The sequence below is a fragment of the Flavobacterium litorale genome, assembly GCF_019613795.1.
Taxonomy (GTDB): domain Bacteria; phylum Bacteroidota; class Bacteroidia; order Flavobacteriales; family Flavobacteriaceae; genus Flavobacterium; species Flavobacterium litorale.
Genome location: NZ_CP080429.1, coordinates 1847659 through 1871777 on the forward strand (window position 1 = coordinate 1847659; position 24119 = coordinate 1871777).

Genomic DNA, 24119 nt, shown 5'->3' on the forward strand with positions numbered 1-24119 from the left:
GGGGGCAGAAGTATTTAGTTTAAGCCAATTAGTTGCGGACCAAATTCCTCATAAAAAATATTCTCTTTATTTACATTCAGCGCTATAAGCGATTGGTATTGTGCTTTAATAAACAATTCAGGACCACAAATGTAGTAGCTGGCATTTTCCAGTAATATAGTGTCTTTATGAGCATGAAGGTCTACCCGTCCAGAAATAGCATTTTTTGCTACGGTATGATCTTGGTCATAAAAAACAAGGCTCTCAAGCCAATGTGCATCACTGTTTAGTTGGGCAACTTCATCTTTAAATGCGTGTACCGCTTCATTTCTGCAGCCATGCACCCAAACTGTTTTATTTTTTCGATTATTATTTTTAACCGTGTGTAGCATAGATAGCATTGGTGTAAGTCCTATTCCTCCGCTTATTAATACTACTGGATGCTCTGTATTTTCTTTTAATTTAAATAAGCCCATTGGAGGAGATACATTTATAACGTCGCCTGCCTTAGCCATGTGTAGCTGATTTGATACCATTCCTTCAGGATTTGTTTCAGTATTTGCTTCCCGCTTAACAGATATCCTGTAATACTCCCCATTAAAGGAATCCGACAGGCTATATTGTCTGGGTTGTACAATCCCAAGATCATTTACAAATACCTGCACGCTTAAAAACTGTCCTGGTGCAAAATCAGCTATTGCTTTCCCGTCTTCAGGATATAAGTAAAATGATTTTACTTCTGCCGATTCTTCTGTAATTTTGCCTATTTTAAATTTTCTCCAGCCAATCCAACCGCCAGTTTTGTTTTTATTTTCGTTGTACATATCCGTCTCCAGTCCTGTCATAATATCAGCTAACTCAAAGTAAGCAATTTTCCATGCCTCCAGTATTTCGGGTGTAGCTGCATCGCCCAGAACTTCATCAATAGAGGCCAATAGATGAGTTCCTACAATAGAGTACTGCTCGGGTAATACATTAAGGCTTACATGCTTATTGCCTATACCTTTTAAAATATTCAGTAGTACGCTCGGGTTTTCTATATTTTCAGCATAAGAAAGTACTGTACTAGCTAAGGCTGATTTTTGCCGCCCGTTTGCCTGATTTCCCATATTAAAGATTTCCTTAAGCTCTGGATGGTGTTCAAACATTCTTTTGTAAAGATAATTTGTAAGTACTTCGCCACTAGTTCTTAATAAGGGTACGGTAGCTGTAATTAGTTCTTTTTGTTGAGTATTCATAAGTTTAAAAATGATATTTATAAGAATAAAGCGTTAATAATAATTAATAGGGTACTGGCAAACACACTTAGTAGCAGAAGATTAAAAATGGTTTTGGCAGATTGTTGTGAAAGCACGGCACCGTTGAAGATCATGCATAGGATTACTACAATAAAAAGCTGTACCATTTGCATGGGATTTACCCCATTTATAAGAATGTACATTGCAGCGGCAGAGCCCAGACAGCTTTGAAAAAGTATACTTAATGTTGCATACCCTATAAGACCTTCAGAATAAATTTTTAGATATTTTTGGTATATTTTCATTTTGAAGTATTGTTTTAAAATAATACTCCAAAAGTATTTCATGAAAGCACCATTAGTTTATGATGTATGTCATCAAAAAAATGATCGGAAAATTTTTAACGGTATACTTTTCTGCTTTTTATAGTAAGCTCTCCTTGTTTTTCAAGTTCCTTAATAGTGCGTATTACAGTTTCTACCCGTAGCCCTGTTAAATCGGCTATTTCCTGTCGGGTAAGATCCACTCTGTACTTTTGGTCAGTAGGCACTTTATATACCGTATCTTTAAAGTAATCCAGAAGTTTTATAATACGATGCGCTGCATCCTGAGAGGATATTTCGGAAGCCATAAGTGATTTATAAAATAATCTGTGAGCAAGTCGGATGGTAAATTGCAAGTTAATTTCGGGGTTGGCATACAGTAGCTTAAAGAAGTCTTCTTTTGGTAACAAGTATATTGCGCTATCCAACAGTGCCATGGCATTGGCAGGGTACTGCTCGTTTATGAGTAGCGGCGGTTCTCCAAAACTTTCTCCACCCGAAAACATACCTTGTATAAATTCTTTTCCTTCATCATTAAAATTGCACATTTTTATTTTCCCCGAATCTACTTGATAAAAGTATTTAGGTGTTTCGCCAACTTTAAAGATAGTTTCTCCTTTTTTTAGTTCAACTTTAAAAGCACCAAAGTCAAGCAGTAGGTTCTCGCTTACCATGATTGAAGTTTTTAGTAGGGAAACAAATTTACAAAACAATTGAATTAAATTACATATATAAAAAAACCTTAACTACTTTATAATAGTTAAGGTTTTTTTGTGGAGTCGCCGGGAATCGAACCCGGGTCCAAACAAGCAATTAAAGAGCTTTCTACACGCTTAGTTTCCGCTTAAATTTTCGATAGTGTGCAAGGTCAGAAACAACCACATACTACTTAGCTTCTTTAGTTTCAGGACCTCTGCAAAGCAAAGAAGCCCCTAGGTTTACTTTTACGGTTCCCCTTAACAAAACGCCATAAACCAAGGCTTTTTAGGAGAATCTCGCTTTCCTACCTTGTAGGAACGAGGCTAATCGTACTATAAATTCGGATTATGCAGCTAGAGCGTAGTTATTTTCGCCGTTTAAAATTGTGAAACATTATTTACAGGATATGTTTCCGTTCCTGGCGTGCTTACCGTCCAATTCGACCTGCTGTCAAAACCAGTCGACCCCTAGTAAAACAGAAATAATAATGCATTTAAAATTTAAGTACAAATGCATACTTTACTAAAATGCAAAGGTAATAAAAATGATTTTAATTTTCAGTCGATTTTTCTTATATTTGCCGTCGTTATCAAAACCGAATTACAGTATTATCAAAAGGAAACAACATCTTTTATAAAACCTGTAAAATCAAAAAACAATAACTCTATTGCCAATGAAATTAGGTATTATTAAAGAGCGCAAAACCCCGCCAGACAGAAGAGTAGTTTTTACCCCTGAAAAATTGGCAGCCATTGCAGAAAATTACCCTGATATAACGGTAAAAGCGGAAGCATCTGACATACGAATATTTAAAGATGAAGAGTACGTAGCAGCAGGCATAGAGGTAGGTACTGACATGACGGACTGCGATGTGCTTATTGGAGTTAAAGAGGTGCCTGCCGAGGCTTTAATACCTAACAAAAAATACTTCTTTTTTTCGCACACTATTAAAAAACAGCACTACAACCAGAAGTTGTTACAAACTATACTAGATAATAATATAGAATTGTACGACCACGAAACGATTGTTGATGCTAATAACAAACGGCTTATTGGTTTTGGCAGGTATGCAGGTAATGTAGGCGCTTATAATACCATAAGGGCTTTTGGAATAAAGTACGAAATTTTTAAGCTACCAAAAGCAGAAACACTACCCGATAGAACCACTTTAATTGATAAGTTAAAAAGCATTGTATTACCGCCTGTAAAAATTGTACTTACAGGAAGAGGTAAAGTTGCTATGGGTGCTAAGGAGATGCTGGATGGTATGAAAATGAAAGAGGTGGCGGTAAACGATTACCTAACTAAGAGTTACGACAGACCTGTATATACCCAAATAGATGTACTGGATTATAACAAACGCAAAGATGGTACACCTATAGAAAAGCAAGATTTTTACAACAATCCGCTAGCATACGAATCTAATTTTGAACGGTTTGCCAATACATCGGATATTTTAATAACAGGTCATTTTTTTGGTAATAATGCACCAGACATACTAACTCAGGATATGCTAAAATCGCACAACAATAAAATAAAAGTTGTAGGCGATGTATCTTGCGATATTGCGGGCCCTATAGCATGTACACTACGCCCCTCTACCATTGCAGAGCCTATTTATGGGTACAACCCTGCAACGCATGAGGAAGTAGATATATATCATCCTTCGGCTGTGGTAGTAATGGCAGTAGATAATTTGCCTTGCGAATTACCCCGCGATGCCAGTATGGGCTTTGCAGAAATGTTTTATGATAATGTTATACCAGCATTTTTTAATGGTGATAAAGATGGCATACTAGAGCGTGCAAAAATTACCGAAAACGGTAAACTTACCGAGCGTTTTAAGTACCTAAGTGATTTTGTTGAAGAACGATAAAATGTAAACTTAATATCTTAATTTTAAAGATATCCATACAATACATAAAAGCCTCTTAATTGTTAAGAGGCTTTTTTATATACTATATAGTTCAATATCCTATTTGAAGTATTGTTTTTTCGATATGTTTAAAATAACCTCTTCAAAATTATATTTTATGGGTTGATAGGAGTTAGAATTACTCTTTTTTTATTGAATTACTACATTATTGTAATAGTAGATATATGTATATTTATGATATTTTTTAATTGTACGAAATTTTGGTACAAATTAAATAGCTTAAAAAACATACTAACAAAAATTAATACCAATAAATCTATTATATACACTCTCATCACAAAAGTACAATTGCTATTAGTTGTTCGTTATTGTAAAATTTTGTTACCTAATTAATACCTTGCCCATCATTCAGTAAGTACTTTCAAAAGTATTAGAGAGGTTATTTGCTAACAATTTTTACTTTTTTACAACTAACGTATTCCCTTCCATATCTTTTAAATTACAGCATCATAATTCTATTCTAAAAATCTAGTATTACATTAATTTTCAATTGCACTTATGAGCACAAACGAAACAAAAACCAATTATCCTGCATTATATACCCTAATCACGGTATTTTTCTTTTGGGGCTTTATAGCAGCATCAAACGGTGTTTTTATTCCTTTTTGCAAAACCAAATTTGGCTTAGATCAATTTCAGAGCCAACTTATTGATTTTGCTTTTTACGGCGCATATTATATGGGCGCACTACTATTATTTATATTTAGTACTGCCATAAAAAAAGATATTTTAAATGCTTGGGGTTTTAAAAAAGGAATTATCAATGGACTGTTAATTAGTACTGTAGGTGCAGTACTCATGATTTTTGCAGTACAATCTGGCGACTATTATCTTATTTTAGGGGCTTTATTTATAGTAGCACTCGGATTCTCATTACAGCAAACATCAGCACAACCCTTTACTACATCATTAGGCGAGCCGCATACTGCTAGTAACAGGTTAAACCTTGCAGGGGGTGTAAACTCATTTGGTACTACTATTGGTCCCATTGTGGTTTCATTGGCATTATTTGGTGTAGCATCAGGTATCAATATTGAGGAATTTGCGCAACGATCCGAGTCGCTCGATATGATGGAGATACTTTATATGTTTGTAGGAGCATTATTTTTAATTGCTGCTGGATTATTTTTCTTCTCTAAAAAATTACCATCAGGTAAAATGGAATCCGTATTCGAGCCTGCCAATAAAGCAATGATAACCCTTATTGTTATTACAGTACTGTTAATAGCAATATTTGGTTATATTTTCTCGAGATATGAAGACCCTGAGTTTATAACACGTTTTATAGAAAATAGGGAGGACGACTATTTAGGGTTATGGCTTACTGTAGCTACCTTATTAGTAATTGTGTTGGGTTTATTGTATGCCAATAATGCAGCGCAACGCAAACCCGAAGGTTGGGGCGCTATGCGTTACCCGCAACTGGTTTTAGGTATGCTGGGTATATTTACCTATGTAGGGGTAGAGGTAACCATACAAAGTAACTTGGGCGAGCTTTTAGGCACACCAGAGTTTGGTAGCCGAACAGGTTCGGCTATTGCGCCTTTTATATCAATGTATTGGGGTAGTTTAATGATAGGGCGTTGGGCAGGAGCCATTACGGTATTTAACCCAACCAACTCCATGAAAAAGATATTATTAATTGTAGTACCCTACATAGCTTTTGGTGTTGTGTTATTAGCCAATTATATATCGGGGCAAGATATTACACCTTTGTATGCTTATGCTGCCATTGTGCTAATACAAATTGGAGGTTTCTTTATGGGACAAGATCATCCTGCCAAAACACTAATGATTTTTGGGTTACTGGGTATGATAGCCATGCTTGTAGGGTTATTTACTACTGGTAATACAGCCATTTATGCCTTTATGAGTGGTGGGCTGTTCTGTAGCATTATGTGGCCCTCCATATTCTCGTTGGGTATAGCAGGTATCGGTAAATATACCTCTCAAGGTTCAGCATTTTTAATAATGATGATATTAGGAGGTGGTATTATCCCGCCATTACAAGGCAAAATTGCCGATATGATTGGCATACACCGTTCATACTTCATCCCCGTGCTTTGTTTTGCATACATTGCTTTTTACGGTTGGTACGTAGTTAAAATACTTAAAAAACAAGGTATTGCCAACGAGATAGAGGTTGGTAGCGCACATTAATACCCTACGAAATTAAATGTTATAAGTATGCCCCTGTATATACAGGGGCATAGTATTTTTATAGTGCTTACTAACCGTTTGTGGTACTCCAGTCAATTTTTCGGGAAACATACATTACTGCTCCTAATATCAAGAACAAGCCTATACTGCCTACTAATAAGGCATAGTTTTCCAACTGTATTATTACATATATAAATGTGTATAATGCGCTTAATGCTATTGTAATAAATATAGGGAACTTTTTATTTTTTAGTATAGATATAGAATAGAGCCCTATCATAACCACAACGGCTGCTCCTGCGCTACCATAGCCAAGTTTAAAACTACTGTGTTCGGTTATTGAAATTAGTAGCGTGTAGAACATAATGAGTGCTAAGCCTATCATGCTATACTGAAAAATATGAATGTTTATTTTACTTATACTTTGTATTAAAAAGAATACCAAAAAGGTTAACCCAATAACCAAAAAGCCATATTTAGTAGCACGCTCACTTTGCTGATATTCACTAACGGGAATAACAAAATCAACATCAAAACTATATTCGTTTAAATTGGGTAGCGTTTCAAAATAGTGTTGCACAAACGGACGGTTCAATGCAGATATTTTCCACTTCGCCGTAAAGCTATCTTTAGTAATGGTTTTATTTTCGGGGATAAAATTACCTTGAAAACCTGGCGAATACCAATTGGATGTCATGGTAGCAGTTGTTTTTTTACCAATAGGTACAATGCTAACTTGTTGGCTTCCTTTATAGCTTATATCAAAATTAAAATCCATTGCCTTTCCACTAAATACTTTCTTAGCATTAAAATTTTTAGTGGTTAATGCAGCGTTGTCTGTTTGTTTCGACTTAAATCGAGGAGCTATTTCATTAGATTCGAAGCCTAAATTTGTGGGTTCAAAAACATAACGCTCCCCGTTTATAGTCATGGTAACCTCTCCTTTAATGCCTTTAATATTATTGGTAGCCACTATTACAGTAGCTTTATCCCATTGAATATTCTCATCTTTAATATTTTTATCACTAAAATTCGGAATGCTATAGTTTCCGTCAAAATTCATTTTAGACGTAAACAAAACTGATTCGTAGTTATTACGATGTTTCTTCTCAGTTTCAACATTAATTTTTCCATTTAATACATCAGGAAAAAAGTAAGCATATTTCGTGTGCGATGTTGTAGTAATGGTTACTTTTCTGGTGGCTTTATCAATAGTACTAGTTTCCTCGTTAATGGTATAAGGAATTTTTAGTACAGGTCCGTAAAGGTATACGTTACTACCCCATTTTTGATTAATTTCTCGTACTACGTCCTTTTGCCGTTCGGCACGTTCTGTTATAAGACTCTTTACGTACTCTAACGGTATTAGTAAAACTAACGTCAGCAAACCTACCATAATAATTTTTGCGGTAGCCGATTGAAAAAAGTTTTTTGGTTGTTCTTGATTCTCCATAATAGTTATTATTAAAAAATTAGTTGTTTTGAATAAATTACAATGAGTATATAAAGTATACTTATTGGTATATTAAGTAGCATTAGCGTAGCCCTTGCCAAAATGATTGTTTGATATTGTTTGTGTATAAAAGAGGCAATTGCAAGCCCTATAAAAACAACACTGTTTATTGTAGCGGCTATTAATATATATGTAAAGCCAATCTCTATATAGTTTTCTGATTTTAGATTTAGTAAATAGAGTGTGAAAACTATTGTACCTCCTACAAATGATGCTCCGAACAACCATGTTGGTATTTGTTTAATCCACGTTATATGATGTGGTAATTTTTGTTCTTTTATTTCCATAAATTATTGTATTAAAAAAGTGTCTTTAATTTTCTCTATTGGTAAATGCAACATTTTATAATGGTCTAAATCATAAAATCGGAGTGCGTTTCTTCCATCTTTATAGCGCTGATAAAAATGCTTTATATGGAAAGGATAGTCTAGGAGCCCTACCATCATTTGGTAAAATGTGGCAAAGCTTTTATTACCGTTGCCAAACAGGTAGAAGTACATACCAAATTGCTCCTCTACAGAAGTATTCTTTGTGATTAAGAGATTGTAGACATCTTCTTTTTTGAATGTTGTTTGAGGCTCAAATTCTTTTCTGAACAGGTATTGCCCTAAGTGAAACCCTAGGCTATTACTGGGATAGCTTATAAGTTCCGTAATGTCTACAGTTACTGATTTTTGTTGGAATAGTTTATTCATAACGATAATGGGTTAAAGTTTATATACTTTGAATTTCAAAGTGTAGGTGTAAATTTTTTTATTTTTCGGATGTATAATACAAGTGAAAGAGTAGGAGTAGGAAGCACCCAAAACCAAGCGTCATACCAAAAGCGGTACTATTTGCTACATTGTGTAGTAAATCGGTAAGTAGTGTTATAGGCTTACTAAGTACATCCCAACTATTATAGCGCAAAAATCGACCTAGATAAACGCCAAACCCTGATAAAAAGCATGCTGCTGCAATACTGAACCATGCAATTAGCGGATTGGTTTTAATACTTAGGATATTAAAAACTTGTTTCATAGATACTAAACCTGCCAATACACCCCCAATGGCAAACGATGCAAGCAATAGTACATCGTACCAGATGGGTATTGCACCTATCCCTTTTTTTAAATGGACAAAGTCGGTAATTATATAGGGGGCGTTAGGCAGTAGTAGTAGCCAGACAAGTAGTAGTGGATAAAAGTATATTTTTTGCTCTATAAGTTTAATGCTATTCATCATAATAGCAGATAACGCCAAGGGTAAGTAGGCTAGAAAGAGATTCCAGACTAAAAAACTGTAAAACATTAATTGTGTTACTTGTATTCGCACCAATAGTAGCGCTACCGAGAATAATGCTAAGTAGAGTAGAGCGTAATGCTGCTTAAACGTGTTAACGAATGTGACCTGAAGTGTTTTCATGTATTTGTGTTTTTAAAAGTACTTTGAAATTCAAAGTTTAAATTCAAAAAAAAGGATTATCCTTTTTTAATTAATTTTTCTAGTGCATCAATGTGGTCTTTAAACGCTTGTTTACCAACTTTCGTGGCAATATAACGGGTATTTGGTTTTTTACCAACAAACTGCTTTTCTATCGTAATGTATTCTTCTGCTTCTAGTGCTTTGGCATGGCTAGCTAAATTACCATCGGTAACGCCAAGTAGCTCTTTTAATGTGGTAAAATCGGCATACTCGTTCACCACTAGTATGCTCATAATACCTAATCGTATTCTATGGTCGAAAGCCTTATTAATATGTTGTAGTATGTTTTTCACTATACCTCTTTTCGGTCATATTTAAAGTACATTATACTGCCGTACAGTATGTGGCATATACCAAAGCCTAAAGCCCAAAACTCCAAGCCGTAACCCATAAAATAGCTTGCTACTAAACCTATAATTATCATGGTAATGCCTAAGTAGCGTACATCCCTAAGGGTATATTTACTGGCATTTACGCATGCAAGTCCGTAAAATATAAGTGTAATAGGAGCAATTAGCCCATAGTACTTGTTTTGTAGCAATAATACAGAAAATATACCACCTGTTACCAAAGGGATTAGAAAGTTTACCATCAATCGTTTGGAGGTAGCGTTCCAAATTGTTTCTCCTCGTTTTTTACTTTTTATACTGGTAAGGATGTATGCCGTTACTACAGATAGTAAAAGTACAATTACCGCAATGCCAATAATAGCTTTAAAGGAGGTACTCTCTAATGTAATGTACCTACCGTAGTTAATATTGTAGATGTATTTTGTGGCTAGTGCACCTGCAAGGGCATATATACCTGCCATAATACCCGAGAGCCCGCTTAACGATAGGAATTGCGATGATTTGTTCATCATCTGCTTAATATCCTGTATGTCTTGTAAATAATCTTTATCCATAGTAAAGTACTTTGAAATACAAAGTAAAATATAATTTTCGAATTAACAATGCACTAATTCGAATTTTTTTAAGCTTGTTTTTGTAGAGAGTAGGATATATAATAACGAAAGGACAGCGTATAGCTATCCTTTGTTATTGAAATTGATACTAAAAAATGGTATTAAAAGTTATTTACAGTTTTACGTATGGCTACTAACTTTTCCATAAGGGGTTCAAAATAGTCAAGGTGCAACATATTGGCACCATCACTTTTTGCATTAGCAGGGTCAAAGTGTGTTTCTATAAATATACCATCTACACCTACGGCAATACCTGCTTTGGCAACTGTTTCTATCATATCAGGTCGTCCGCCAGTAACTCCAATGGTTTGGTTGGGCTGTTGTAAGGAGTGGGTAACATCCAATACTGTAGTAGCAAATTGTTGCATGGTAGGGATGCCTCTGTAATCTACAATCATGTCTTGGTAGCCAAACATAGTACCTCTATCCGTTACCATTACATTTTCGTTCTCACAGTCCAATACTTTTTGTACAGCGTGTTGCATACTCTCAGGACTCATAAATTGTCCTTTTTTTAAGTTTACAGTTTTACCTGTTTTGGCAGCAGCCACAACAAGGTCGGTTTGGCGTACCAAAAATGCGGGTATTTGCAGTACGTCTACATACTCAGCAGCCATAGCAGCATCTTCATTCGTATGAATATCGGTTACTGTAGGCACACCAAAATTTTTAGCTACCTTCTCCAATATTTTAAGTGCTTTTTCATCACCAATGCCTGTAAAGCTATCAATACGCGAACGATTGGCCTTTTTAAACGAACCTTTAAAAACGTAAGGTATTTGTAATTTATCGGTAACAGTAACTAGCTTTTCGGCAATACGCATTGCCATATCCTCACCTTCTATGGCACAAGGACCAGAAAGTAAAAAAAAGTTACCGCTATGGGTATGTTTTATTTGTGGTATAGTAGTAATATCCATTGTTGTGTTTTATAAAATAAGTGCAAAGATAAGTATAAATAAAATGGAGCAGTAACGCTATTAATTTACTTGTTTAATGCCAAACCCTGCTGGTGCAATTATCTCGCCCCGTTCGTATAAGTTAATGTGGATTCGTTTTGGTGTAGCAAGTCCTTCCCAAGTCACTTCATAAATCTCCAATATGCCAGCACCCATATTATTTTTTTCAGATGGGAAAGGGCAGCAACTATCTACATGTTCGTACGATATTTTTTGCCCTTGAGGTCCTGATAGTGCCCCAAAATAACGTTTGATGTTAACACCGCCATTTTGCACGGGTAAAAAACCCAAATTAACAGGATAATCGGGGTCGTACCCATATTTATTGTTGCTACTAATTTTGGTAAGTACAAATGTTTTTTCTTCAGATAATGCAGGCATCCTGGCTTTATCATCAATATTTTTAATGGTAAGCCTTGTGCTAACGCACGATATTATTAATGCGAAACAAACAAAGCTCAGAAACAAATACTTTTTCATAGTTGTGTAAATAGATACCAAAGTTATAAAAAATTAATACGGGTTATATAGCAATCCGTTTATGAATATCTGGAAAATTGATATTGTTCGCAATGTATATTTTCTATTTTTGTACAAATTCACAATTATGTATAGTTTTTATGGCACTTGGTCTTGGTACGCTTCGGGACTATTAATAGGCGGAATAATGCTTTTGCTTATTTATTTCGGTAAATCGTTTGGTATGTCGTCCAACCTACGTACTGTATGCTCTGCTTTCGGAGCGGGTAAAAATGTAGCGTTTTTTAGGTTCGATTGGAAAAAACAACGCTGGAACTTAGTTGTGGTACTTGGTGCTATGCTGGGCGGATTTATTGCCACTACGTATTTAACCGACGGTAGCGGTGTAAATATAAATCCACAAACGGTAACCGAATTGCAAGCTATGGGTATTGATGCTCCCGAAGGCAAGTTGTTACCCGATGCATTAGTTGGCACAGAGGCATTACAATCGCCTAAAATGCTAGGTATATTATTACTTGGTGGTTTATTGGTTGGCTTTGGCACGCGTTACGCAGGCGGATGCACATCGGGGCACGCTATTACAGGGTTGAGCAACTTACAGCTACCCTCGTTAATAGCGGTAATAGGCTTTTTTATTGGAGGGCTCATTATGTCGTGGTTATTATTACCTATTATTTTTAATTAAGAAAACAAGATTATGAAGTTTATAAAATTTTTACTGGTAGGCGTAGTGTTTGGTATTGTACTCACAAAATCGGAGGCCGTATCGTGGTACCGTATATACGAGATGTTCCACTTTCAATCCTTCCACATGTTTGGTATTATCATAACGGCAGTTGTGGTTGGTGTAGTAGGCATCCAAATTATTAAAAGAAGCAAGGCAAAAGATATTTCGGGTAATCCAATTACTATTGCCGATAAAGAAAAAGGTTTTACCAACTATATTATTGGTGGAATACTATTTGGCTTAGGCTGGGGGCTTGTTGGTACGTGCCCAGGACCTATGTATATTTTGGTAGGTGCTGGTTTTTGGGGGATAGGTATAGTACTGCTAGGAGCTTTGGTAGGTACGTACTTATATGGAGTTTTTAAAAGTAAGTTACCACATTAATACATTTGGTATTAAAAAAGGATACCGAATTTGGTATCCTTTAAATTTAACTAACTTAAAAAAAATTAATTTTCGTAAACCCTCATGTAGTCAATTATAAACTCCTGAGGGAAAGTACCTTTATATTTTAAACAATTTCTGCGCTAAGCCCTGCTTCCAGCAATTGGGTGCATTGCGGTTTCAAATCGTCATACAGTCCTGTTTTAACGGTGCATTTTCCTTTATAATGAACAATAAGCGAACATTGTTCTGCTTGTTCGGCAGTATGGTCGCACACACGTACAAGTGTATCGATTACATGGTCAAATGTATTAACCTCATCATTATACAACACAATTTCATTGTTTAAAGAGGTACTTTCTTCGAGCATTACTTCCTCTAAAATCTTTTCTTTTGTACTCATAACTAATTCTATCTGTAGTTGCTAATTTACATATTTTAGCGCAACCCAATTGTTGCGTTTATATTTTTTTATTAACGATAAGCCCTTATCAGTACACGATGCATCTATAACGGGAATATCCTCTTCATAAAAACCACTCAAAAATAACATTCCGTTGGGGTTAAGGGCTTTTACGTACTGCTCCATATCATTTAGTAGAATGTTGCGGTTTATATTGGCAATAATAATATCGTACTGCTTTCCGCTCAGCAAAGCAACATCACCCTCGTAAACGCTTATATGTTTGCAGTTATTGCGTGCTGCATTTTCAACAGAGTTTAAATAGCACCAATTATCAATATCGATAGCATCTATAGGCTGCGCACCTTTCATTTCGGCAAGTATGGCAAGTATAGCTGTACCACAACCCATATCAAGCACTTTTTTACCTTTCATATCGGTATCCAATATGTGTTGTATCATCATGTGCGTAGTTTCGTGGTGCCCTGTGCCAAAACTCATCTTAGGCTCAATTATAATATCATACTGTACTTCTTTCTTTTCGTGAAAAGGCGCACGTACGTAGCAACTATCATTTACCACAATAGGTTCAAAATTCTTTTCCCACTCAGCATTCCAGTTTACCTGCTCAATTTCTTCAATCGTATAGGTAATAGCAAACATGTCCGATTGTAGCAACTGTATATCCTCTAAAATATTCTCACTCCATAATTCTTTTTGTACGTAAGCCGAGAAACCGCCATCGGTTTCTATAAAACTTTCAAAAGCAGTTTCGCCAAGTTGTGCAATCAGTATCTCAGTGCCAGCTTCGGTAGGATTTACAGTAAAATGGTATGCTATATAGGTGGTAGCCATAGTTCTTAATTTTTGCAAAGGTACTCTATCGTTACAAAATTAGTATTAAGTTTGTGACAAAAGTAAATACAGCATGAAGAAACTGTTCGTTGCGTTCCTTCTAATCTGTTACTTTGGTACTACAGCACAGGTAATAATAGAACGCAATAAAAACAATAACGATCTTAAACTATCGGCTTTACCTTATTATAGTTACGGTAAAGGGGTAGGGTTAACCTCACCAGACAGCCTTTTTCAGTTTAATATTCGTTTTAGGATGCAAAATAGGGTTACCTACTTGCAAAATGAAGATGAAGAGAGTGCTGTGGATGGGCAAATACGCAGGCTTAGGCTTCGTTTTGACGGTTATGTTGGCGACCCTCGCTTTTTGTATGCCATACAACTATCGTTTGCACCAGGCGATGTTGGCGAACTCCGCGAAGGCGAAAATATTAACGTAATTAGAGATGCGGTTTTTTATTACCGCCCCGATACCCATTGGAATGTTGTTTTTGGACAGACTAAATTGCCAGGTAACCGCCAACGTATAAATTCTTCTGGTGCGCTACAGCTTACGGACAGAACCATTAATAATGCCCGTTTTAATATTGATAGGGATTTTGGGGTTCAGCTACACCACCTTAACGAGTATAAAGACAAGTTTTCGTATAATTTTAAAACGGCTATAAGTATGGGCGAGGGTAGGAATGCTACTGATGCGCCTGATAATGGGCTCGCGTATACAGGTAATATTGAGCTTTTCCCACTAGGAGCGTTTACACGCGAAGGGGCTTATTTTGAAGGCGATTTGATGCGCGAACCCAAACCAAAACTATTATTAGCAGGCGCATACAGTTTTAATAACAGGGCAAGGCGAACGCAAGGGCAATTGGGTAACGACCTTTTCCAGAAGCGCGATATGCAATCGTTATTATTAGATGCCATGTTAAAGTACCAAGGCTTTTCGTTCCAAGCAGCTTATATGCAGCGTTTTGCTGATGATGCCATAACGGTAGACCCTACTGATGCCGAGAATATTGAATTTATATATGCAGGGCATGGTTTTGATTATCAATTGAGTTATTTATTCCTGTCGGGTTACGAAATAGTAGGCAGATTTTCAACCCAAAAAGTAATCGACGAAATATACCAATATACACCCAATACCAACCAATACAGTATTGGTGTTACCCGTTATATTTGGGAACATGCGTTTAAAGCACAGGCAGAATTTACATTGGACGACTTGACGTACATTGATAATGCTACAAAACAAAACTGGTATATCCGCTTTCAGATAGAAATAGGGATATAAACCCACAACATATCGTTATAAATTTCTTAAATTTGTAATGTTTTAACACTAATACACTTATGATAGCGGAAACAACAACAACAGCATTAGAGCAGTATTTTAGTAAGTTTAGAAAGCATATAATTGGAATAAATCAGGAATTTGATTCGCCGTACGGAAATCAGAAAATGGTATATACTGACTGGACTGCTAGTGGACGATTATACCGCCCTATTGAAGAGAAAATAACAAACGAATTTGGTCCGTTTGTAGCCAATACACATACCGAAACAACGGTATCGGGTACGGCAATGACGAATGCCTACTACGAAGCACGCCATATTATAAAACAACACGTTAACGCCAACGAAGATGATGTACTAATTACAGATGGTACGGGCATGACGGGCGTTATTAATAAATTTCAGCGTATACTAGGGCTAAAAGTACCCGAAAACTTAAGAGCACATACTAATGTGCCCGAAGATAAAAAACCTATTGTTTTTATAAGCCATATGGAGCACCACTCCAACCAAACCTCGTGGTTGGAAACTATTGCAAAAGTAGTAGTAATACCTGCTTGCCCTGAGGGGCTTATATGTTTGGATAGCTTTAAGGCTCTTTTGGAGGAACATAAAAACCACCCGTTAAAAATAGCCTCAGTTACATCGTGCTCCAACGTAACAGGGATTAAAACACCGTACCACGAAATAGCTAAAATAATGCACCAGAACAATGGTATTTGTTTTGTAGATTTTGCTTGTTCTGCACCTTATGTTGCTATAGATATGCACCCAGAGGATGAAGAAGAGGTATTAGATGCTATCTTTTTTTCGCCACATAAATTTTTAGGAGGTCCGGGTACATCAGGAGTAATGGTTTTTAACAAAAAACTATATAAAAATATGGTTCCAGACCATCCAGGGGGCGGAACAGTGAGTTGGACAAACCCTTGGGGACAACACAAATATTTTGATGATATTGAGGAACGCGAAGATGGCGGTACACCAGGTTTTTTACAAGTTATAAAAACAGCACTTGCTGTTAAACTAAAAGAACAGATGGGTATAGATAACATTTTAAAGCGTGAAAAAGAACTTACCGATTATATTTTTGATGAGCTAGGCAATGTTGATAACATTAATATACTAGCACCACAACACCAAAATAGGTTAGGCGTAATATCATTTTTTATAGATAGTTTACACTTTAACCTTGGCGTAAAATTACTGAATGATAAGTTTGGTATACAAACACGTGGTGGTTGCAGTTGTGCAGGTACGTATGGGCATTACTTACTGCATGTAGATGAAGAAAAATCGAACTACCTTACCAATAAAATTACAGAGGGCGACTTAATACAAAAACCAGGTTGGATCCGTATGTCCATACATCCAACAACAACAACAGACGAAATTATTTACGTTTGCAATAGTATAAAAGAGCTAGCAGCAAACCACGAACAGTGGGGCGAAGATTATGTATATAACAGAAGCACTAACGAGTTTGTACATAAAAGTGAATCCTCAAAAGCTGTAAATAATACAGTAAAGCAGTGGTTTACGTTATAGGAGCAGGATCGTTTTTACGATGTTTAAAACGTTTGTGCGTCCATAAGTAATATTCAGGAGCTTCCAATATTTGTTTTTCAAGCAAATCAATAAACGTATCCGTTATTTCGTAATTCGGTACATCTTTGGGGGTTTTATTATAAGGTATAAATTTAGCCTTATAATAGCCCCTTTTTATTTTGCTACCCTTTACAAACATAATGTTCATATCTAATTTTTTAGATAGCAACTCTGCACCCACATGCACAGGTACTTCCATACCAAAAAAGTTAGTCCAATGGACTGTACTTTGTAACTTTGGCGATTGGTCGCTCAAAAAGCCGTAATAGCCAAGTACACCATCCCGTTTGTTTCTTAACATAGTAGGTATAGTACTTTTTGTATCTATAAGTACACCATCAAACCTACCACGTATTTTTCGTACCAATTTATCAAAATACTTATTACGGATGGTTTTATAAATGCCAAAGCCCTTGTGCGTTGTTAACGATTTATTCATTACCAATAACCACTCATAACTAGCATAATGCCCACAAATTAAGGCAATGCTTTTACCCTTTTTCTCAAATTCTTCAACCAATTCTATATTCTCAAATACAAAACGTTTCTTCATTTCCTTTTCAGAAATCGTCATGGTTTTTACCATTTCTACAAGTGTATCGCAAAAATGACTGTAAAATTTCTTTTCTATTTTTCTGCGTTCGGCAACGCTAAGGTGTGGTAATGTAAGCTCAAGATTTTTTCGTACTACACTTTTACGATACCCCACTATGCGATAAACAAGTAAATAAAGAAAATCGGATAAAGCATATAGTATCCTAAAAGGAAGTATGGATACAACGTAGAATATTGGGTATAAAAGTATATAGGCGAGTAGCTGCATTGCAATTTTTTACAAATATAGTTTTTATTATTAATTAATCTTTTGTTATGATTTTTCGTTGTTGTAATATCATAACATTGATTAATTTTACACAAAAATCAATACATGGATACCAATACCTACTTGCCTATACTAATAATTATTGCCAACGCGCTTATTAGTTACAAAGGTTTTAACGATATACTCTTTTTCAGGAAATACGAATTCCATATAGGGAGTATAAGGGCAGGGGAGCAGTACCGCATGATTAGTAGTGCTTTTTTGCATGGCGATATGACGCATTTGGTATTTAACATGCTAACCCTTTATTTTTTTGGACCTGTGGTGGTTGCTTATTTGGGTATACTCTCATTTTTACTTATTTATTTTGGGAGCCTTATAGCAGGGAGCCTACTAACACTATATTTTCATAAAAACGATTACTCCTATCGAGCCATTGGTGCATCGGGGGCTGTTATAGGAGTTTTATATGCTGCTATATTACTTGAGCCCGATATGACACTTTACTTGTTTTTTGCGCTGCCTATTCCTGCTTATATATTTGGTATTGGTTATTTACTCTACTCTATATATGGTATGAGGGCAAAATCTGATAATATTGGGCATACCGCTCACTTTGGTGGCGCTATAGCGGGGTACTTAATTACACTAGCTGGTAAACCAGAGATGATTTATGATAATACATTAATGGTTATTTTACTAGCAATACCTATAGTATTACTATTTATTTTAAACCGTTCGGGTAAATTGTAAGGTAAAACTGGCATACCTTTTGGAATTATAAAAACAGACTAACTTAAAAATACACATTATGAAAAAACTTGTATTAGCCATATTGGTTTTAACCAGCACTATGGTAGGAGCACAAACGATAATCCAAAATGCACCAAGGCAAATAAGTGTATCGGGTGAAGGAGAAATAAAAGTAACCCCTGATGAAGCTATTATTACTATTGGTGTAACCAATATGGGTGCAGATGCCAAAGAGGTTAAAAACGAAAACGATGTTATTGTTGATAGAGTAATGAAGTACCTAAAGCGTGCTAAATTACCAGAAGAGGATTACCAAACAAAGAATGTATATCTTAATCGTTCCTATCAATATGATAAAAAGAAATATACTTACACAGCATCGCAAACAATAACCATTTATTTAAAAGATTTATCCAAATACGACGATTTAATTATTGGGCTTACTGATGCAGGTATTAACAACATACAAGGCATTCAGTTTAAAACATCAAAACAAGAGCAATATGAGAGCAAAGCGCGTGTAAAGGCGATACAAGATGCTCAGAAAAAGGCTAAGGATTATGCTGATGCGTTAGGTATGTATATAGGCTATCCGTTACTTGTTAACGATAATACAAGTAATAATTACTACCCAAGCCCTATGTATGCAAAAATAGAAATGGAATCAATGTCTGATGCAGGTTCACGAGAAACATTAGCAATAGGCGAAATAACCATAAAATGTAATGTAGCGGTAACTTATGAAATGAATATTACTGATGAAAAGAGTAGAATTGATAAAATGAGAAAGAAAGAAGATTAAATAATTATAAAGAAAAATCGGGACTATTTAGTCCCGATTTTTTATTTGTATAACCTTTGTTATGCTTTAAAAAGTATACCTAACACCTAATAGGTTACCTCCAAAACTTAATGAAAACGTACCTACCGATCTTGGTTTGTCGTTATATTTCTCGTTATATTTTTTGTCCAAATATACATCTATAGCTTCTACAATAAAATAGCTCATTGCCCAACTTAAAAACACGTCGCTAGCCCAGTGTGCATCAGCGTAAATTCTGGAAGCTCCTGGTATTATACCTACGGCATAAATACCTGCCTTTACCCAAATATTTTTAAATTGTTTTGCTATAACGTGAGCATTGGTAAATGTTAGTACAGCATGTCCCGAAGGAAACGAGCGATAGGCTTTATCGGCACCAAATGGGCGAAAATGGTTTTTGCCATACCCACTTCCTGGGCGAGCCCTGCCTGTTGCCGACTTTGTTACCTGTTGTAAAAAACCTGTTGCCGTTGCCGATGATATTAAAAGTACTCCCGTACGCCTTAGCTTTGGGTTTTTAGTAAATAAACCTGTTAAATATACAGCTCCTGTAAAACCGTAATTGTTTTGCGGACTACCGGCATACCAACCGTAATCTAACAACACTTGTGGTACATCATCCTTATGGCTTAAAAACTCGTTACGAATATTATCATCAATAAGGTATAACCCATAGGTGCTAACGGCCACACTACCTAGCTTTAAAAAATCGTTGCCTTGCCAGTATAATGGTCTGCTGTAAGCATATCCTGCTCCTAAAAAAACATTACCTATATCGTAAGTAAAGTTTTGCCACATGTTTTTATTAGAGCGGTCGGGAACAATAAATTTATTCTGATTTTGTGCAGTTAGTGAACTAGGGGTAGTTACTAAGATTAATGCGATGTAGAAAAATAGTAGTTTATTCATTTTTAATAGCACTACAGCTAACAAAAAGATTGATTATTTGAGCTATCTAGGTGATAGTATAATTGGCGCAAGCTATATTATTTTCTCTCAAAATCATAATTTTCTATGCTAACTAAAATGCATATAGCATTTGTTTATAATTATTTGAAGTTATAAAACGTGTTGGTATTTTTATACTAATAGTGTTGCACCAATATCGTAAGAAAAAGGGGTTACTATCAGGAAAGCACCTGAACCTATAGTAACGTAAAATAAATACTGTACATTAAGGTGTAATAGAAAAGGAAATTACCATAATAATAATTTCCTTTTTTGTGGGGAGAGCAGGATTCGAACCTGCGAAGACATAGTCAGCAGATTTACAGTCTGCCCTCGTTGGCCGCTTGAGTATCTCCCCGTTTTACGGCTAGCAATGTGTTATAGCTTTTGCTAATTGCGGTTGCAAATATAGGATTGTTTTTTTACTAAACAAACATAAACAGGGCTATTTTGGTAAGTATTTTATAACCTGTTGTAGGTTAAATAAATAAAAAATCTCCCAATTGGGAGATTTTTTATTTGACCGAAATAGTTTGCAATATTATTGTGCTAAAAGCTCTTTTACTTTGGCTTTTAATTCTTCACCTCTTAGGTTTTGTGCTGCTATTTTACCATCAGCATCTAGTATAAACGTTGCAGGAATTGACTCTACGCCATATTTTTTGGCAATAGGCTCTTCCCAAAATTTTAGGTTGGATATTTGGCTCCATGTTAAGTTATCATCTGCAATAGCTTTTTTCCAAGCATCTTCATCTCTATCTAACGATACACCAATAATGTTAAGTCCATCTTTATGCAGTTCCTCATACATGGCTACAACATTTGGGTTTTCCATACGGCATGGTTTACACCACGATGCCCAAAAATCTATAATGGTTACTTTACCCATAGCCTCTTTAAGTGATATTGTTTTACCCTCAGGGTTTGGTGCAGCAAAATCGGGTGCCATGTTACCATTACTTACAGATGCTCTGTTTTTTTCTTTCTCTTCCATTGCGGTAAACGTTTCGCTAAGTTTTTTACCTTCTTCTGTTTCCTTTACCTCAGGATCAATAGTATTGTATAATTCTTTCAGCTCTGTACTCTCTAATGTTCTAGATCCCATTAGCTGTTGTAGTATAAATACATTGATGTAAGCCTTAGGGTTTTCCTTTATAAAAGCTACGTTTGCTGCCTCCGATTCTTTTGCAATGATTTCGTACTCATCATTAAGTCGCTCCATTGTTGCAGTATCTTGCTTTTCACGTGCTTCCATCATTACAGGTGTATTGTCTTTCTGGAATTTCGTCATTTTATCATTATTGGCTTTCATAGCCTTGGTGTACTCGCTAAGTTTTTCGTTGTTAAACGTACCACCTTGTACAGAGTTGTAAATGGTATCTTTATCTACATCCAATGTAATTCTTCCACTTTCTAATATAAAATTTGCTTTTTCGCCTGTATTATCTTGAAAAGAAATAAAATGCAACGAAGGCTCTGTAACAGTACCTTTAAATATAAATTTTCCTTTTTCTACAGTTGCTGTATCCACAGGTACATAACCCGTATAGCCCCCCTGTTTTTCTAGTATTACATTTTTACCGTTCATTGCCTCGTCTGCAATTTTACCAGTAATTTCGTATTCATTATCTGCTAGTTTTTTTTCACAGGATACAAAAGCTGCTGAAACAGCAAGAAATAAAAGAATTTTTTTCATAATTATGATGTTGTTTTAGTGCTGCAAAAGTAATTGTATTTAGGTCGTTGCAGCTTCGTCCTAAAATTTATTTTTAGCCTTATTCGGTTATGCAGGCTCTGCTGTATTTAGTGTTGTTTTTACGGTTGTGTTTTTTATGCCACCAAACCCTTTTTCGATATTAATCATGTTATGATACCCTCTGGATTTTAGTATTGATGCCATAATTACAGAACGGTATCCGCCTGCACAGTGCAAAAAGAAATCGCCTTCTTTGGGTACCGATGCTAATTCTTCATTAACAAAATCTAAAGGTATATTAATAGCATCTAATACATGACCGTTATTGTACTCGCTTGGCTTTCGCGAATCTACTATTGGCTGTTTGTTTTTGTTGTAGCTTTCTTCAAATGCATCTGGACTTACTGAGCGTATACTATCCGTTTCGTTCCCTGCTGCTTTCCAAGCTTGTAAACCACCTTTTAAGTAGCCCAAGGTATTATCAAAGCCTACACGTGCCAAACGTGTTATAGCCTCTTGTTCTTTTCCTTCAGGTATAACTAGTAGCAATGGTTGTTTTACATCGCGTATTAGCGCGCCAACCCAAGGGGCAAAACCACCGTTTAAACCAATAAATATGGAGCCAGGTATGTGTTGTGTTATAAAATCGGCTTCGGTTCGTACATCCAGTATAATAGCACCTGTTGTTTCTGCCATGCCTTTAAATTCTTCAGGATTTAGTGCTGTAAGTCCTTTTGTCATTATAGTATCCAAACTATCATAACCTTGTATGTTTAGCATTACATTTTGCGGAAAATAGGCTGGGGGGGTAGTAAGCCCATCCAAAAGTTCTTCTATAAATTCCTCTTTAGTCATATCTGCACGTAGTGCGTAGTTGGTTTTCTTTTGGTTGCCCAACGTATCAGTAGTTTCTTTACTCATGTTTTTACCACATGCACTACCTGCGCCATGGCTAGGGTATACTATAGTACTATCGGGTAATGGCATAATTTTGTTACGAAGCGAATCGTACAGGTGCGATGCCAAAACTTCTTGTGTTAATTCTTTGGTAAGTGCTTGCGCCAAATCGGGGCGTCCAACATCGCCTATAAACAAAGTATCACCTGTTATAATACCATGTAGCTCCTTATTCTCGTCCATTAACAAATAGCAAGTACTTTCTAACGTGTGCCCTGGTGTATGTATGGCTTGTACAGTATATGCTCCTACTTTAAATTCCTGACCATCGGTAGCTATTGTAGCTTCAAAATTTGGCTTTGCTGTAGGACCATAAACAATTTTTGCTCCTGTTTTTTGTGCCAAATCAATATGACCCGATACAAAATCGGCATGAAAATGGGTTTCGAATATATATTTTATGGTAGCACCGTCCTTTTCAGCTCGGTCAATGTAAGGCTGTACTTCTCTAAGTGGGTCAAATATGGCAACCTCGCCATTACTCTCTAAGTAGTAGGCTGCTTGTGCTATACAGCCTGTATAAATTTGTTCTAATTTCATTGCTCTATAATTAATTGTAGTACTACAAATATATTAAAATCCGTGCAGGCAGCGTATTAATTGCTAATGCTAAATTTGTTTTTAACTTAAAATTTAGAGTAATAATACTTACAGATCTTAAATTGCTGTTAATTTGTATGTTACGATTGATAGGAGCGTGTTTTACTCATATTTTTTTGCTATATTTATAAGGCATCACTTTAATATTTTAGACTATGAAAAAGCTACTTTTACCTTTATTGTTATTTGCTTGTACGTTAACTTACGCACAGGAATTGCCTAAAACACTTTCGTTAGCTGTTAAAAATACCAATAACTATCAGCTATCTTCAGAACTTGATTTTTCGTATTATACTAAAAATTTTAATAAGGCTTTTGGACGCTACAATCTAACGTCAGATATTTTAAATTATAAGGAGCGTGATGTGTATGTAGGGTATGATACGTTTCATTTTGGCGATGAACACCGACCTTTACACATAAATATGCCACAACCAGGTGCTACCATTGGCGGATGCCCTAGCGGAGAGGTTTTTGGTATGGGCTTTTTCTAGAAAATAATATAGTACAAAAAAAGAGGCATTTGCC

Annotated in this window: 26 protein-coding genes, 1 tRNA gene and 1 other RNA gene; 9 read left to right on the plus strand and 19 right to left on the minus strand. The window is 35.8% G+C overall.

The window, feature by feature from the left end; translation table 11 throughout:
• Positions 1-14: 14 nt before the first annotated feature.
• The 4 genes from hmpA to ssrA form a co-directional block, all read right to left on the minus strand.
• Positions 15-1217 carry an NO-inducible flavohemoprotein gene (gene hmpA / locus K1I41_RS08370; protein ID WP_220639912.1) on the minus strand — a complete coding sequence of 401 codons (1203 nt, stop codon included), beginning with the start codon at positions 1215-1217 and terminating at the stop codon, positions 15-17.
• A 17-nt stretch (positions 1218-1234) separates the two neighbouring features.
• Entirely contained in the window at positions 1235-1522 is a 288-nt protein-coding gene (locus tag K1I41_RS08375; RefSeq protein ID WP_220639913.1) for a hypothetical protein, read from the minus strand.
• A 95-nt stretch (positions 1523-1617) separates the two neighbouring features.
• The gene (locus K1I41_RS08380; protein WP_220639914.1) at positions 1618-2214 is read right to left on the minus strand and encodes a Crp/Fnr family transcriptional regulator; all 597 of its coding nucleotides are present in this window, start codon (positions 2212-2214) and stop codon (positions 1618-1620) included.
• A gap of 97 nt (positions 2215-2311) precedes the next feature.
• Positions 2312-2707: a transfer-messenger RNA gene (gene ssrA, locus K1I41_RS08385) on the minus strand.
• Between the two features lie 205 nt (positions 2708-2912).
• On the opposite strand from ssrA, the gene K1I41_RS08390 reads away from it, so the two are divergent.
• Positions 2913-4115, plus strand: coding sequence for an NAD(P)-dependent oxidoreductase (locus K1I41_RS08390; RefSeq protein ID WP_220639915.1), 1203 nt, complete (start codon positions 2913-2915; stop codon positions 4113-4115).
• 558 nt (positions 4116-4673) lie between these two features.
• On the plus strand, positions 4674-6335 hold the full coding sequence (locus K1I41_RS08395) for an MFS transporter (protein ID WP_220639916.1): 1662 nt from the start codon (positions 4674-4676) through the stop codon (positions 6333-6335).
• 70 nt (positions 6336-6405) lie between these two features.
• Here K1I41_RS08395 and creD read toward each other — a convergent pair whose 3' ends face one another.
• From creD to K1I41_RS08435, 8 genes are all read right to left on the minus strand, one after another.
• Entirely contained in the window at positions 6406-7788 is a 1383-nt protein-coding gene (creD, locus tag K1I41_RS08400) for a cell envelope integrity protein CreD (RefSeq protein WP_220639917.1), read from the minus strand.
• Positions 7789-7799: 11 nt separating this feature from the next.
• Positions 7800-8135: a hypothetical protein gene (locus K1I41_RS08405; protein WP_220639918.1), complete on the minus strand. Its 336-nt coding sequence runs from the start codon at positions 8133-8135 to the stop codon at positions 7800-7802.
• A gap of 3 nt (positions 8136-8138) precedes the next feature.
• Positions 8139-8543 carry a hypothetical protein gene (locus K1I41_RS08410; RefSeq protein ID WP_220639919.1) on the minus strand — a complete coding sequence of 135 codons (405 nt, stop codon included), beginning with the start codon at positions 8541-8543 and terminating at the stop codon, positions 8139-8141.
• 58 nt (positions 8544-8601) lie between these two features.
• Positions 8602-9252 carry a DUF1361 domain-containing protein gene (locus K1I41_RS08415; RefSeq protein WP_220639920.1) on the minus strand — a complete coding sequence of 217 codons (651 nt, stop codon included), beginning with the start codon at positions 9250-9252 and terminating at the stop codon, positions 8602-8604.
• Positions 9253-9308: 56 nt separating this feature from the next.
• Positions 9309-9605 (minus strand): winged helix-turn-helix domain-containing protein, encoded by a 297-nt coding sequence (locus K1I41_RS08420; RefSeq protein WP_220639921.1) that lies wholly within the window; start codon positions 9603-9605, stop codon positions 9309-9311.
• Complete coding sequence (locus tag K1I41_RS08425) at positions 9605-10216, minus strand: hypothetical protein (RefSeq protein WP_220639922.1); 612 nt, start codon at positions 10214-10216, stop codon at positions 9605-9607. Before K1I41_RS08425 ends, K1I41_RS08420 begins: the two co-directional genes overlap by 1 nt.
• A gap of 161 nt (positions 10217-10377) precedes the next feature.
• Entirely contained in the window at positions 10378-11196 is an 819-nt protein-coding gene (gene kdsA, locus K1I41_RS08430) for a 3-deoxy-8-phosphooctulonate synthase (protein WP_220639923.1), read from the minus strand.
• A 60-nt stretch (positions 11197-11256) separates the two neighbouring features.
• Positions 11257-11715 (minus strand): 2-dehydro-3-deoxyphosphooctonate aldolase, encoded by a 459-nt coding sequence (locus tag K1I41_RS08435; protein WP_220639924.1) that lies wholly within the window; start codon positions 11713-11715, stop codon positions 11257-11259.
• Positions 11716-11842: 127 nt separating this feature from the next.
• Here K1I41_RS08435 and K1I41_RS08440 point away from each other — a divergent pair, with 127 nt between their 5' ends.
• Positions 11843-12403 (plus strand): YeeE/YedE family protein, encoded by a 561-nt coding sequence (locus K1I41_RS08440; protein WP_220639925.1) that lies wholly within the window; start codon positions 11843-11845, stop codon positions 12401-12403.
• Positions 12404-12415: 12 nt separating this feature from the next.
• Entirely contained in the window at positions 12416-12829 is a 414-nt protein-coding gene (locus K1I41_RS08445) for a DUF6691 family protein (protein ID WP_220639926.1), read from the plus strand.
• A gap of 127 nt (positions 12830-12956) precedes the next feature.
• On the opposite strand, the gene K1I41_RS08450 is transcribed toward K1I41_RS08445, so the two are convergent.
• Positions 12957-13232, minus strand: coding sequence for an ATP-dependent Clp protease adaptor ClpS (locus tag K1I41_RS08450; RefSeq protein ID WP_220639927.1), 276 nt, complete (start codon positions 13230-13232; stop codon positions 12957-12959).
• A gap of 21 nt (positions 13233-13253) precedes the next feature.
• The gene (gene prmA, locus K1I41_RS08455) at positions 13254-14087 is read right to left on the minus strand and encodes a 50S ribosomal protein L11 methyltransferase (RefSeq protein WP_220639928.1); all 834 of its coding nucleotides are present in this window, start codon (positions 14085-14087) and stop codon (positions 13254-13256) included.
• Positions 14088-14160: 73 nt separating this feature from the next.
• On the opposite strand from prmA, the gene K1I41_RS08460 reads away from it, so the two are divergent.
• Together K1I41_RS08460 and K1I41_RS08465 are read left to right on the plus strand one after the other, a co-directional pair.
• Positions 14161-15381 (plus strand): porin, encoded by a 1221-nt coding sequence (locus tag K1I41_RS08460; RefSeq protein ID WP_220639929.1) that lies wholly within the window; start codon positions 14161-14163, stop codon positions 15379-15381.
• Positions 15382-15440: 59 nt separating this feature from the next.
• A complete protein-coding gene (locus K1I41_RS08465) occupies positions 15441-16931 on the plus strand; it encodes an aminotransferase class V-fold PLP-dependent enzyme (protein ID WP_220639930.1) in 1491 nt (496 codons plus the stop codon).
• Here the strand turns inward: K1I41_RS08465 and K1I41_RS08470 are convergent.
• Positions 16921-17814, minus strand: coding sequence for a lysophospholipid acyltransferase family protein (locus tag K1I41_RS08470; RefSeq protein WP_220639931.1), 894 nt, complete (start codon positions 17812-17814; stop codon positions 16921-16923). The two genes, K1I41_RS08465 and K1I41_RS08470, sit on opposite strands and share 11 nt — an antisense overlap.
• A gap of 105 nt (positions 17815-17919) precedes the next feature.
• Between K1I41_RS08470 and K1I41_RS08475 the strand changes: the two genes are divergently transcribed.
• The gene (locus tag K1I41_RS08475) at positions 17920-18567 is read left to right on the plus strand and encodes a rhomboid family intramembrane serine protease (RefSeq protein WP_220639932.1); all 648 of its coding nucleotides are present in this window, start codon (positions 17920-17922) and stop codon (positions 18565-18567) included.
• 58 nt (positions 18568-18625) lie between these two features.
• On the plus strand, positions 18626-19369 hold the full coding sequence (locus tag K1I41_RS08480; protein WP_220639933.1) for an SIMPL domain-containing protein: 744 nt from the start codon (positions 18626-18628) through the stop codon (positions 19367-19369).
• Positions 19370-19435: 66 nt separating this feature from the next.
• Here the strand turns inward: K1I41_RS08480 and K1I41_RS08485 are convergent, their stop codons facing one another.
• The 4 genes from K1I41_RS08485 to K1I41_RS08500 form a co-directional block, all read right to left on the minus strand.
• A complete protein-coding gene (locus K1I41_RS08485) occupies positions 19436-20299 on the minus strand; it encodes a phosphatase PAP2 family protein (RefSeq protein ID WP_220639934.1) in 864 nt (287 codons plus the stop codon).
• Between the two features lie 315 nt (positions 20300-20614).
• A tRNA-Tyr gene (locus K1I41_RS08490) sits at positions 20615-20696 on the minus strand.
• Positions 20697-20879: 183 nt separating this feature from the next.
• The gene (locus K1I41_RS08495; RefSeq protein ID WP_220639935.1) at positions 20880-22034 is read right to left on the minus strand and encodes a TlpA disulfide reductase family protein; all 1155 of its coding nucleotides are present in this window, start codon (positions 22032-22034) and stop codon (positions 20880-20882) included.
• An 87-nt stretch (positions 22035-22121) separates the two neighbouring features.
• A complete protein-coding gene (locus tag K1I41_RS08500) occupies positions 22122-23531 on the minus strand; it encodes an MBL fold metallo-hydrolase (RefSeq protein WP_220639936.1) in 1410 nt (469 codons plus the stop codon).
• Between the two features lie 215 nt (positions 23532-23746).
• Here K1I41_RS08500 and K1I41_RS08505 point away from each other — a divergent pair, with 215 nt between their 5' ends.
• Entirely contained in the window at positions 23747-24085 is a 339-nt protein-coding gene (locus K1I41_RS08505) for a hypothetical protein (protein ID WP_220639937.1), read from the plus strand.
• Positions 24086-24119 lie beyond the last annotated feature (34 nt).